The sequence below is a fragment of the Paraburkholderia sp. EG286A genome (assembly GCF_040965375.1).
Taxonomy (GTDB): domain Bacteria; phylum Pseudomonadota; class Gammaproteobacteria; order Burkholderiales; family Burkholderiaceae; genus Paraburkholderia.
Genome location: NZ_JBFRCB010000014.1, coordinates 35,880 through 48,387, shown reverse-complemented (window position 1 = coordinate 48,387; position 12,508 = coordinate 35,880). Strand labels below are relative to the sequence as shown.

Annotated in this window: 8 protein-coding genes and 4 pseudogenes; 5 read left to right on the top strand and 7 right to left on the bottom strand. The window is 55.9% G+C overall.

What is annotated here, in order from left to right:
* Positions 1-37: 37 nt before the first annotated feature.
* Positions 38-936, bottom strand: a pseudogene (locus AB4Y35_RS39235) (IS3 family transposase); the annotation flags it as partial.
* Positions 937-971: 35 nt separating this feature from the next.
* Between AB4Y35_RS39235 and AB4Y35_RS39230 the strand changes: the two are divergent.
* Positions 972-1,145: pseudogene (locus AB4Y35_RS39230) on the top strand (IS3 family transposase); the annotation flags it as partial.
* 39 nt (positions 1,146-1,184) lie between these two features.
* A complete protein-coding gene (locus AB4Y35_RS39225) occupies positions 1,185-1,961 on the top strand; it encodes an IS4 family transposase (protein WP_368692135.1) in 777 nt (258 codons plus the stop codon).
* A 106-nt stretch (positions 1,962-2,067) separates the two neighbouring features.
* Here the strand turns inward: AB4Y35_RS39225 and AB4Y35_RS39220 are convergent, their stop codons facing one another.
* Genes AB4Y35_RS39220 through AB4Y35_RS39205 form a run of 4 tightly spaced genes read right to left on the bottom strand, consistent with a single transcriptional unit; the run spans position 2,068 to position 5,667 of the window.
* On the bottom strand, positions 2,068-2,382 hold the full coding sequence (locus tag AB4Y35_RS39220; protein ID WP_368692097.1) for a hypothetical protein: 315 nt from the start codon (positions 2,380-2,382) through the stop codon (positions 2,068-2,070).
* A 51-nt stretch (positions 2,383-2,433) separates the two neighbouring features.
* The gene (locus tag AB4Y35_RS39215; protein WP_368692098.1) at positions 2,434-3,342 is read right to left on the bottom strand and encodes an NAD(P)-dependent oxidoreductase; all 909 of its coding nucleotides are present in this window, start codon (positions 3,340-3,342) and stop codon (positions 2,434-2,436) included.
* Between the two features lie 25 nt (positions 3,343-3,367).
* The gene (locus tag AB4Y35_RS39210; RefSeq protein WP_368692099.1) at positions 3,368-4,039 is read right to left on the bottom strand and encodes an HAD family hydrolase; all 672 of its coding nucleotides are present in this window, start codon (positions 4,037-4,039) and stop codon (positions 3,368-3,370) included.
* 35 nt (positions 4,040-4,074) lie between these two features.
* On the bottom strand, positions 4,075-5,667 hold the full coding sequence (locus tag AB4Y35_RS39205) for a glutamine amidotransferase class-II (RefSeq protein ID WP_368692100.1): 1,593 nt from the start codon (positions 5,665-5,667) through the stop codon (positions 4,075-4,077).
* Between the two features lie 1,119 nt (positions 5,668-6,786).
* Here AB4Y35_RS39205 and AB4Y35_RS39200 point away from each other — a divergent pair.
* Together AB4Y35_RS39200 and AB4Y35_RS39195 are read left to right on the top strand one after the other, a co-directional pair.
* A pseudogene (locus AB4Y35_RS39200) lies at positions 6,787-6,930 on the top strand (ATP-binding protein); the annotation flags it as partial.
* Positions 6,931-7,065: 135 nt separating this feature from the next.
* A pseudogene (locus AB4Y35_RS39195) lies at positions 7,066-7,506 on the top strand (zinc-binding dehydrogenase); the annotation flags it as partial.
* A 321-nt stretch (positions 7,507-7,827) separates the two neighbouring features.
* Here AB4Y35_RS39195 and AB4Y35_RS39190 read toward each other — a convergent pair.
* A complete protein-coding gene (locus AB4Y35_RS39190; RefSeq protein WP_368692101.1) occupies positions 7,828-9,579 on the bottom strand; it encodes an FAD-binding protein in 1,752 nt (583 codons plus the stop codon).
* 152 nt (positions 9,580-9,731) lie between these two features.
* Positions 9,732-10,811, bottom strand: a complete 1,080-nt coding sequence (locus tag AB4Y35_RS39185) for a LacI family DNA-binding transcriptional regulator (protein ID WP_368692102.1) — start codon at positions 10,809-10,811, stop codon at positions 9,732-9,734.
* A 284-nt stretch (positions 10,812-11,095) separates the two neighbouring features.
* Between AB4Y35_RS39185 and AB4Y35_RS39180 the strand changes: the two genes are divergently transcribed.
* Entirely contained in the window at positions 11,096-12,424 is a 1,329-nt protein-coding gene (locus AB4Y35_RS39180) for an MFS transporter (protein ID WP_368692103.1), read from the top strand.
* Positions 12,425-12,508: the final 84 nt, after the last annotated feature.

Genomic DNA, 12,508 nt, shown 5'->3' with positions numbered 1-12,508 from the left:
GAATTTTCAAGCTAGTTGTCGCCTCAACGATTAAATTTCAGGCGGCCTTCTTCTCCCGGAGACGGTTTGGGGCGCCGCCCTGGTTGTCGCTTCGATCTGGGTTCAGGTGCGCAGCATGTACCCGCTGCCAGTTGCGCGTGGGGCCTTTCCATCGCAGCGGGTTGCGTTGCCGTGCAGTCTCATAGAGCGCCACTCGTCGATCCAGAATGTTCTGGTCGAGGTTGGCATGGCGCTGCGCCGGCGTCACGAACTGGATCGCGCTGTGACGATGCTGTTGTACCAGCGCACCAGCGCGCCCACCCAGGTGCGCGCGGCGAGCAGGGTATCGAACGCCTTGAGCGGGTAAGCAGGTCGGTACTTCAAGGTCTTGAACAGCGACTCAGAATAGGGGTTGTCGTTGCTCACGCCCGGGCGACTCAATGACGGCATGACACCCAGCGCCTGGAGGGTAGCGAGCATCGTCGCACCTTTCATCGGGCCGCCGTTATCCGAATGCAGAATCACCTGGTTGGGCTGTATCGCTTCGCGCGCGCAGAGGTCCTTGAGAACTTCGCTGGCCAGCGCGCTGCTTTCCTCGGCATAAACCTGCCAGCCGACGATCTTTCGGCTGAAGACATCCAGAAACAAGTACAGGTAAAAATACTGTCCACGGATCGTCGTCGGCAAATACGTGATGTCCCAGGAATACAGCTGGTTCGGCGCATCGGCGCAAACCGAACGGGGTTTGCTGCGAGCGTGGGCCGGCCGCTCGCTGCGCCGGTGGGCGAGTTGCCTCTCGGCCTTCAGTACCCGGTAGAACGTCGATTCCGAGGCGATATAGCGTTGCTGGTCTGCCAGTCGCGGCACGATCTGGCTTGGCGGCAGATGACCGAATTCGGCCGAGTTCGCGACTGCCAGAAGCTCGGCGCGTTCCTCGGCAGAGAGCTTGTGGCGCGGCTCGTGGTGCCGTAACGAGCGCCCGTCCACCGCGTCAGGTTCACGGCACGAGGTATCGCACGCATCGCGAAGCCGTGGCGGACTTGTTCGAATACATTGAAGTGTTTTATAACCGCAGTCGTCGTCATTCATCGCTTGGCTTCATGTCGCCAACTCAGTTCATGCAAGACTGGCTTGCGGCTCAGCGGACAAAGGATACGGCTGCATAACCCGGGGCCTCTGGAAGGCGAAAAACCAAGGGAAGCTCACTGTTCTATACCGCCTACGATCTTTGCACGCATTTCCTCGTGCGCACGTGCGTCGACAGGCTCGCAGGAGACGGGCAGCACACGATCGCGAAGGCGATGCAGCAGGTCCAGGTGAAGGGGCTGCATCGCGTTGAGCTTCGTGACGCTAAAAGCCGCCCTATGATCGTCACACTTGAGCTTCGCTATCAGCGAATGACGGTATTGCCGCCTGTTGGCAAACAAGGCAGCTACCCTGCGTTACAGCTGACTGTCCTTCACGCCCAAGAGCGTGACCCACCGCCTGGGCGCCACCGCATTGAATGGAAGCTGATCACCGATCTGCCAGTGAGATCACGTGCCGAGGCAATCGAAAAACTCCACTGGTACGCCATGCGCTGGAAGATCGAAACCTTCCACAAGATTCTGAAATCGGGCTGCAGGGCTGAGGAGTCGAGGCTTCGTACAGCGGACCGACTCACGAACCTGATCGCGGTATTCTGCGTCCTGAGTTGGCGTATATTCTGGCTCACGATGATTGGCCGGTCCGCGCCACAGGCAGCAGCCGAACTCGCTTTTACGCAAACCGAAATCGAACTGCTTGAACACGTGGTTCGCGAACCGCATCACAACGCACAGGCACCACCACTTGTACGCAGCGTCATGAGGCTCGCACAGCTCGGCGGTTACCTTGCGCGCGCCAACGATCCTCCGCCAGGAAATACTATCATGTGGCGCGGGATGCGACGTCTAACCGACATCCAACTTGGCTACGAACTTGCACTAAAAGGAAGTGGGTAATAACAAGGTGCACCGTACGCTTACATCCTTGCGCACTTGCCACGCGAAGATAAGCGTCGACGTCATTGACCTGAACGTGAGAGAGCGGCCGCCCAAACTGCTCGTACTAATGTAGAAACCGCTTGATGTGGCGAAAGTAAAGCCTAATTGTCGCTTCGCTCAGGTCGCGCTCGTGGCTCGCCCATCTGCAGTATTCATCCAGTTGCGACTGGAACGCGATCTGCTGTGCCGGCTGATGAAGACAGCCAAGATAGCGTAGCCAGCCGCGAGCGTTGACAATGATCCTTCTCCGTGTCCAGCGGCTGTCGAGATTGCAATGGCAGAGCTCATCACGATTTCCGCCAGAGAACACGGCCGATTCAATCGTGACCTGCAAGGCACTGCAAGCGACCCAGAGAATATCCCACGCTTTGCGCAGCACTGTTAGCTGCGAGTCACCTCGCTGCCTAGCAAGAAAATAGTGCTGAGAATCTCAGGAGCGCGCAATATGAGGTAATGTTAGAAGACCGTCACCAAGCGATACTGCGGTTTGAAGTTTCTGTGATGCCATGTTAAGCGTTGGCAACACAATTTCTTCTTGCTCCGCCAATTCCAACGTGTACCCAATATCCTTGGAAGCATTGGTAATTGAAACCGAAAGGACGTCTCTATCTTCGCTTAGAAGAAAGGTCACAAACTTCTGAAAAATGCCACTGTTAGTTGACCCCTGACTAACAATATCACGGAGGAGTCTCAGATCAATATCTGATTTTTTCGCCAGCTGACAGGTCTCAGCGACGACAGCAGCAATGCCCATCGTCATCCCATTATAGATGAGCTTGAGTTTATGACCGGCCCCCACGCCGCCCGCGTGAATTATCCCCTCGCAAAACGAGGCCACGACACCAGATACTGTTGGATAGATATGTAGATCTGCGCCGACAAGTGCATTGAGTTTTCCTTGAAGGGCCTGTTCAGGACTTCGCGTTACAGGCGAATCAACGAAATGGATGCCGCTTCGTGCCGCATCTTTTGCAAGAGCATGAGTTGATGAGGGCTTGGAGGTTGAACAGTCAATAATGACGCTGCCTGACAACAAATATGCAAATAGCCCATTGGGTGGTTGGCAAATCGACTCGACCTCAGTACTCGAAGGCAAAGAGAGGACGACAATACCTATCTTCGCCATTTCTGCAACAGACATACACTCGCTAGCGCCCAACTTGAGCAAACAATCCACACCATTTCTATTTTTGTTTGCCATAACATGCAGTCGTGCACCATGACGTATCAGGTTTATCCCGATCCCCGTGCCAATCCGACCGACTCCGATCAGGGCGATATCTTTACCATCCACATTGGGTTCGGTACTTCGTATTAATCTCGACTCGTTCATATGCATCACACTTTCCTTTCAGACGTCGAATTTATAAGATTCCATTTTTTTCGAAAATACCCTCCAATTCGAAGTGGGAGCGAATGAGGTAATCCGGTTGGGCATCACGCAGCCGCGCATCGGAAACCGCGCCGCCGGTAATGGCAACGCTCTTGAGATGCAGAGTTCGTGAAATGCTGCATTCTTCTGGTGTATCACCCACAATAAATGTCAGACTTGGATCGATACCCATTTTTTTAATGTAGATGGCCAATTTTTCACCTTTAGTCACGTCCTCGTACTGAGTAGCACGATTATCGTAGGCCAGGACGTCAGTGATGTAATTCTGGATGCCCAGTCGTCGCAACGCAATCTTAATGGGGCCGCAAATGTGATTACTTAATACAATTACCCTCATGGAATTTTTCTTCGCCAACTTGAGCATCTCACTCACTCCATCTCTTGGCAAAACTGATCCAACACGGGATTCATAGTAATCGTGAAAAAGTGCGTTGCCATCGTTTTGAGCGATGGCAATTTCATTTTCGGTCAACCCCAAATTTCGATAGAGGACAGAAAATGGGAATTCACACTTTTCCTGGAAGATGGCAAGATCGAGAGACGGCTTGTTGAACCGAAAAATAATTGAATTGATCGTCTGCAGTATAAGTTCCGTGTCATCGAGTAACGTGCCATTCCAATCGAGAACAAGTGTTGATTTCATTTTTGATCCACAAAGTTGCTTTTAAATTAAAAAGGTCAAACTGTCTTTTCAACCACTATTTTGTGAAAATTTCGCGCCGCCATCCTCAGCCCGCTCTGCGTTGGCATACGCAACGTAAACGGCGAAAGATCGTTACAATCATCAGCACCAGGCAAAACTGCAATCAATGACCGCAGCGGCAAATAGGTGACGCTGCCTGCTTTGATGAATAGGGCAATTTCCTGCTCGATAATGCGAATCATGCTGGGGTCCATGTTCTGCAACGACAGGCCACATTGTCTTATGTGATCAGGCAACCTACGCCATATTTTCCAAAAAGCCAACTCCTCCATGTGCTGTATCCCAACGCCATAGTAGTTAGGTGCGATAATCGGCGGTGAGCCAATCACCCAATGGACGCCGCTTGCGCCTGCGTCGATGAGTTTTTGGGTTACATCTTTGCTGGTATCGGCGCGAATGAGGGCTTCGTCCACGATGACAATCATTCTTCCTGACACGCGAACATCAATAACTTGATATTTCTGGTTAATGAGTGACTTGCGTTGATGAGCATCACTGATCAGTGTGCGCTGGGATAAATTTAACCTGACGACTTCCGCCCTTTCATAATTTTCTGGATCTTTCTTGGATAGCTGTGAAAAAAGTCCGTCAGCATATGGTCTACCGGTATCTGGCATCGATGAAATGATAATCTTCTCCCTATGAGGGCCATACCCGATCTTTTGAGGCACCAGCTCGCTCAGTTCAGAACCTATTTTGTAGCGCGTTGACTCATGGCATTGATTTTTGTTTTTTGTCTCAAGGTTTCCAATATAGATTGACTCGAATGCGCATAGGGTAGCGGGATGTTTTTCGTCACCGACAAAATGATCCGTCAAAAGTCCGGTTTGCGCGTCGATTACCTTTATGTGACTCGGCAAGACTTCCTCGTATTCACCGTCAAAGTCAATGAAGGCCCCATTTTCTGATGCAAACAATATAAACTTGTCCGTCGTCGTCATGAAATCCAATGGGCGTATCCCCCCTTGATTCCTATATGCAACGAGGTTGCCATGCCCATCCAAAAGCAGAGCACTGACAGCCCCATCGATTCGAAGATCAATTTCTCGAAAAACTTTTTTATAATTGATGGGCTCACCAAATTTCCAGTAGTCTCTTCTGCAAATTAATTCGACAAATCGCATGAAAATCTCGGCATCGTCATTTCCGCGTGGTAAGATGCCGTGTTTTTGTAATTCATCTTTCAAGTCATGACCGTTAGCCAAAGCGCCATTTAGTGAAATAGAGATAAATGTGTTCTTCTCATTGTGATTGAATTCACTGTTTGATCGTGGTTGCACGTTAGACGGATCACTTTTTACTGGGGTATGACTATGAATGTGCGCCAAGCCTACAGAAGCAGGGTGGCTGATTGTTATGGAATATTCGCTTTGTTCTATAGGAATATATTTTGATGGGAGGCAATTTGAGCGATATCGCGTTGTGCCTGTTTTTTCCATAAACACTAATAGGTCGGCGCCGCATTGCCCCCTATTTGCCAGCTTTGCCGCCATCTTCCCCAGACGGCTAAGTACCGTTTCATCTGAAACACTGTCTGGTAGTTTAAATGCTGCTGCAATTCCTGCCATATTTTATTTTCTCCTAGGTTCATTTAGAAGTACTGGCGAGTTGTGTAAAACGATGACTGACCGCTTCAAGAGGCTTGTTCAGTGTTGCCTTTAAACTGCAGCATGTGATGCGATGCGCAACAAACCTTGTCAAATAGGCTCGATTGCCTCGCTGGCCGTTTGCTGCTCGCTGTACCGTTCGCTCCATTCCGGTGGTCAAGCTGTTGAGGTTATGCCTTACAAATTTTCGTCTCAAAAGATCGTGCATGGCACGAACCCGTTACTGCGGAAGCCGCAGCGGTGCGGGCGGCAGCGACCCGTTGTTTGCAAGTCTCATACCAACGCTCTTTTCCGGTCAGATCCGCGCCCCTCAGGGTCAGCCTAGGCGTACATTCAAACCGGACAAGCCCGCCATTTGCTGGCTTAGAAGCTCGAACAACACGAGTCAAAGGGGCGTTAACGCCTGCCGTTCTCTGTAATCCCGGAAATGCGACCTCCACCAATACCGCCGGAGAAGCATGAGGAACTGCTCTGCTGCAGTGCAAGGGGAGGCAACGCTTGCGTAGCCTCAACATACAAACCAGACAATTCCGCCAATTTGTTGCGCTACCGATTGGTGGCGCCGGGAATTCAGACAGGGGTGTAAGTAGAGCGACTGGCTACTATCCACGGCGTCAGAATAGTTGTCGGTGTGCCAAGAAGGAAAGCGACCGAAGGTCGTCGTACATGCTGTATCCGTGATGAGGGTTGGCCCCTCGGTTGCGCCGATCAGGCGATGATACGAAACCACCCAGAGCTGCACTCGTTAAGAGCGGGGGAAGAGGCTCAGCTGGGCCGTTGGTCCGTTCGCATGCGCGTGAGGCATGATTGTGAACTGGAGCCGTCGGTCAGGTAGCGGGATTCGGCTGGCTGGCGTGTGCAGCTTGCGGCCACACGCCAAGGCGGGAGCTCGTGTCATGGATCGGCGATATGGAGCCAATCCGTGATCGGCGTAATGAAGCCACCTGAGGATCGGCGTATAGGAGCCATGGCATGATCGGGGTATTGGAGCCAGTCTATGATCGCCGTAAAGAAGCCACCTGATCGTCGTCACGCAGTGGCCAGTAGTTCCGGGATATAGGCGGTTCGAACTTTCCCAGTCGGTACCTTCGCGACAGCACCATGGCTTCGACGATCCTTGACCGACTGCTTCATCGCTCCAAACTTCTCGAGTTTGAAGGCACGAGCTATCGCCTGCGTGAAGCCGCCACCAGACTTGCCGTCACTGGGGAATCCGACGCATAATCCGCTCGTCCTGCCTGGGGGAATTTAGCCGCCCACAAGTGGAATGATATGAACGGCCCCGCCTACCGTGAAGGCGCCTGATGGGGCGGATCCTCACGGGCCGTTCATATAGAGGAGTTTGAACTGCCCATCCGGGCGAAGAAGTTCGGCATGACGCACTTCATCAACCCGAACGAAGTCGAGAACGTCGTCGATCACATCGTGCAGCTGACCGATGGCGGTGCCGACTACTCGTTCGAAGGCATCGGCAACGTGAAGGTGATGCGTCAGGCGCTCGAATGCACGCACAAGGGCTGGGGCCAGTCGTTCATCATCGGCGTCGCGGCGGCGGGCGAGGAGATCAGTACGCGGCCGTTCCAACTGGTGACGGGCCGCGAATGGAAGGGCTCGGCGTTCGGCGGCGCGCGCGGCCGCACCGACGTGCCGAAAATCGTCGACTGGTACATGGAAGGCAAGATCAACATCGACGATCTCATTATGCATCGGCTGCCGCTCGAGCGTATCAACGAAGGCTTCGACCTGATGAAGCAAGGTGAGTCGATCCGCTCCGTCGTTATATACCAGGACGGTCAGTAGGCCCCGGCCCCGGATCCGCCATACAGGCCGTACAGAGCAGGAATATCAACGTCCCATGCATGACGGATTTGAGTGCCCATGTGCCGGTAAAGTCGCGAGGAAAATGTCTTCTAACAGGCCAGGAGTTCCGAACAGCTCGTTCGGCGGTCGTGTACGTTCCGGAGGGTATCGCGACAGCTGCTTCTCCTTTTGTCTTCCAGCGGACACTTCAGCGATCCATCTAAAAGGCTGGCTCCGCCTGTTGGCGGGGCCGAGCGTTCGGCGGGGCGAGGCGACATTGGCTGCATGTCCCGACTGTCGCCGTGTGCCCTGTCTGCCCTGTTACGAAAGCGACGGCTGCCACTCCAGGTTCGGGAGATCGGATAGGCTCGCGCGCACAATGCCGGACCTGGCCTTGCTGTCCAGAATGATGCTGAAACCGAGCGCCGGATCGCGCTCCGGGTAGTCACGGCGAAAATGTCCTCCGCGACTCTCGCGACGTTCTAGCGCCGCGCTCGCCATGAGTCTGGCCACCAGGATCATGTTCGCGCACTCGATGGCCGCGATGCGATCCCTCGGACTGACGATCCGCGACTGCGTGAGGCGCTCCTCAAGGTGTGCGCAGACCTTGAGTAGTGCATTCAGGCCGTCGGCGTCACGAATGATGAGCAGATGACGGTTTGCCGCACGCTGCAGTTCAGCGTGGATCGATTCTACTAATTCTGATCCCGTTTCATGGTGTGCGAAACGGCGTTCAAGTTGTCCGATTTCCATCTCAACGTCCAGGATGTCCGGCATCGGAACGCGCTTCGCCCGTGCTGCGGCGGCAATGCCCGCGCGTCGCCCAAAAACCTGGCAGGTGACCGCCATGTTTCCGCCAAGGCGGTCTGCTCCGTGGGGGCCGGCTGCCACTTCACCAGCTGCGAAGAGGCCGGGGAGCGACGACTGGCTATCTGGATCAATCAGGATGCCGCCATTGACTGCGTGTGCTGAACAGGTAATCTGGAACCTGTCCTTGTGCAAATCTACACCGCGATCCTTGTACCATTGCCACGTCAGCGGCCACATGTTCGTGATGCTGCGGGTCTTGTCTGCAAAGAGGGTCTCGAAGTCGCAGTCAATGAAATCCATATAAACACCGCCTTCGTCGGACCCTCTGCCGTCGTTGATCGCCTGCTGGATGGCGATTTCAATGTAACGGGAGATGTCACTCGCGCTAAACGGGAAGTGCTTTGCCTTCTGCGCGATGACAGCCTCGGGCGATAGTCCGGCGGGAAGGTAATCGGCGAGGAACGGCTTGCCATTGCGGTCGGTCAGTCTGGGCTGTGCATCCCACAGATAGTTGCCGAACAGGTTGACGAACGGCGTGAGTGTGCTGACACCTGCCTGCATGAACTCAAGGTTGGCAAGCCGTGCGCCGGCCCGGTAAGCCATGGCGTATCCGTCGCCCGTGATGTCGGTCGGGTAAAGATTCTTCGCGAAGATCTGGCTGGCTCCGCCGGTGGTCAGGATGGTCGACTTCGAGCGGATGATGAGCGGAACGCCATCGGCGCCGAGCGCGATGACACCGACACATTGACCGTCGCGCACAATGAGATCGACGATCATGGTGCGGTCCAGCACACCGATCTGCCGCCGGCTGGCCTCCTGACCTAGCGCCTTGACGATCGGCTTGAAGTGTTCGGGGATCACATGGGAGCGGGGTCTGGATGAAAAACATGCCTGGAAGACGAGGTAGCCGTTCCCGCTTTTCTCGAACGTGACGCCGTACTTCTCCAGATACTGCATCGCGTCCCCGGCCTCCTGCGCGAGGATTCGGGCAAGCCGCGGGTCCGCCATGTCCTGTGCGGCATTCAGGATGTCCTCGACGAATACATCAGGGCCATCGCCGACCTTTCCGGCGTCGTCCGGCACGTTGAATGCACCCACCTCGGCAACGCTATGGAACGTTGCGCCGGACTTCCGGAATTCTCCCTTGATGGCGACGAGCACTGATGCGCCACTGGCTTGGGCTTCGAGCGCTGCGCGAAGGGCTGCGCCCCCGCCGCCGACGATCAATACATCAGTGGAAATGGCGCGTGATGGTTGGGTCATGAGGTTTCCCCTGTTATGCGGATCTTGACGAGGCCCGCGGCCTGCTGTTCGATGTAAAGTTGCTCATAAGAATGAAAGCGCTTTCAAATATCATTGTAGTGCAATGCGGTGAAGCCGGGAGATGGTGTTAACGCTGAGCGTCTTGCCGTCGGTCATTTCGGGCCACGGGCGCGTGGTAGCGTCCTTGTTCGCGGCCTGGCGGTCGAACTGCGTGCGACCAGGCGGTAAGGCAGCGCCGTATTCAGCGGTATCGGCACCCCCTCAACTGCACTGACGAGGTAATCCGCCGCGGACCGACCAATTTCCCTGGCGGGTGTTGCAATCGTAGTCAGCGGGGGCTCAAGTTGCGCGGCGAGTTCGATGTCGTCGAATCCGGTGACCGAGATGTCATGGGGCACACGCAGGCCCATGGTTCGCGCTTCTGCAAGAGCGCCGACCGCCAGCGTGTCGGTCGTGCAGATTACGGCTGTGATTACTGGCGCCGCGAGGAGCAGTTCGCGCAGGCCCTCGCGTCCCTGCGAGATGGAGTGGGCGCAGTTCACGACGCGGGACGCTTCCAGTGCGTGACCTGCCTCGCGCAAGGCACGACTCACGCCGGCAATTCGGGCTTTCGTGCGGTCGCTGGCGAGCTGCGTGTTGGCAACGACGCCAAATTCCCGGTGCCCAAGCCGCAGAAGATAGCGCGCCATGTCATAAGTGGCGCTCTCATTGTCGATGCCGATGGCAGGTACGCCCTGCTGTGACTCGCAGACGTAGGTTGTCAGAACGGGCGTGCCACTGCGCACGATCGTTTCGCAGGTTTCTGGTAGATGCGAATTCCCCACCAGGACCATGCCATCCACCCCGCGATCGATCAGCGTTCGCACCTCGTGAAGCTCGCGATGCGGATCGTATTGCGAAGCAGCGATCAGCAGCGTGTAGTTCAACTCGGACAGGCGGCTTTGCAGCGCCTCGATGCCCTCTGCAAAGATGCTGGTCGCAAGCGTTGGCACGACGACCGCCATGGTGCGGGTACGACGGGATATCAGCGATCTTGCAGCGTTGTCAGGTGCATACGCCAAGGCTGATATGGCCTGCTGCACTTTCTGGCGGAGCACTTCGCGCACTTTGTCGGGGTGGTTGAGGACCCGGGAGACCGTTGCTGGCGACACATCTGCGAGGCGCGCCACGTCTGCGATTCTTGCCTTGCCGTTGCCGGAAGAGTCGGCGATCAGGTTCGCGATGTTTGCCATATTGTCGCTGCTGGGGCGCTGTTGTTGAACGTCGAGACCGCGATTCCCCGCCCGTCAGTCCTGAAAACCGACGCCGGCGAGGGGTGCGGGCGTTTACCCTGCCAACAGAAAATCTTGACAGTTTTCCTCCGCTGGAACAGTATAGCTGAAAGCGCTTTCAATAAATCAAAAAAGGGCTTCCTTGACGGGGCATGTTCGACAGGTGAGTTGCCTGGCGATGCGTCCACGCCGAAGACCGTCAACAGACGGTCGATCAAATTAAACGCGGTGTTCAGGAGACAGATATGGAAGCAGGACTCGGTGGCACGAGGTCGGGAGGTTTTGCTGGCGCGCCGGCAGCGTCGGGCAGACGCGTGACGTGTGGTCTTGGGGGAGGCGTACTGCTCGAATGGTACGACTGGAACGTGTACGGGGTCATGGCGGCGTTCCTCTCGCCACATTTCTTTCCCTCCACCGATCCGGTCAGCTCGCTGCTTGCGGCGCTTGCCGTGTACGGTGCGGGATTCCTTGCGCGCCCCGTTGGTGCCGCCATTCTCGGACCGATCGCCGACCGGATCAGTCACAAGAGGGTCATGATGATTTCAGTCTCGGCCATGGCACTCTCGTCGTTGCTGATCGCAATACTTCCGACCTATGAACGCATTGGCACCTGGGCCGCATTCATTCTGTTTGCGATCCGTGTGATCCAGGGGCTGGCAACCGGCGCGGAGGCGGGCGTGGCGAATGCGATTGCCATCGAACTCGCTCCGCCGGGACGGCAGGGCCGATATCTCGGGCTCGTTAGCGGCACATTTATTCAGGCCGGGATTTTCGGTTCCACACTGGTCGCTTTTCTGGTCAGTGCATCCGTGACCCGCGCGGAGCTAATGGATTGGGCGTGGCGTATTCCCTTTGCTGTTGGCGGGGTCCTCGGCCTCGCTGTCATCTGGTTGCGCAGTGCCGTACCGGAGACGCTCATCAGGTCGGCCCTTCATCGGCGGGACGAACTTGAGCAGGTCCAGCAGACTACGGGCGGGGTATGGAAAACGCTCTGGAAGGTGCGGCTTTCCCTGCTGGCAGTCGTGCTCGTAATTGGGTCCATCCAGATTGCGAACTACGCGTGGAACACGGGGTTGCCGAACATGGCAAACGCCGTCTTCAAGGAGAACAGCACGGCCGTCTTCGGCATCACGACAGCGATGGGGATCGTCTGGATCATTTCGGGACCGCTCATTGGGGCGCTCGCCGACAGGATCAGGCTCTCGCGTGCGTTCACGATCCTCCGGCTGCTGCTCATCCCTGCGTTCTTCGTCACGCTGCTCTACACCAAACCGAATGTCGCGCTGTTCGCGCTCATCATGATTGGCGGCGGCGCCATCGTCGGGTTCAACATGAGCCTCTATAACTATGTGGCGACGACCCTCATGCCGAAAAGCGTGCGCACGACCGGTGTGTCAGTGGGATACGCGCTGGGTGTGTCGATCTTCGGCGGGCCTTCGGCATACCTGCTGGTCTGGCTTCAGCACCATCATGCCGCGTGGATGTTTCCTGTCTACGGTTCGATCGTCACTGCGCTGAGCGTGGTGGTGTACTGGAGCGCCAAGCGCCGCGGGATGACCTACGCCGCGGACTGATCCATGCTGGACGGGCAGTGAAGTCCCACTAGTGCGAGCGGTTACTGATCAATAAGTCCTGCATCGCGGCGTGGCCGCCTGCAG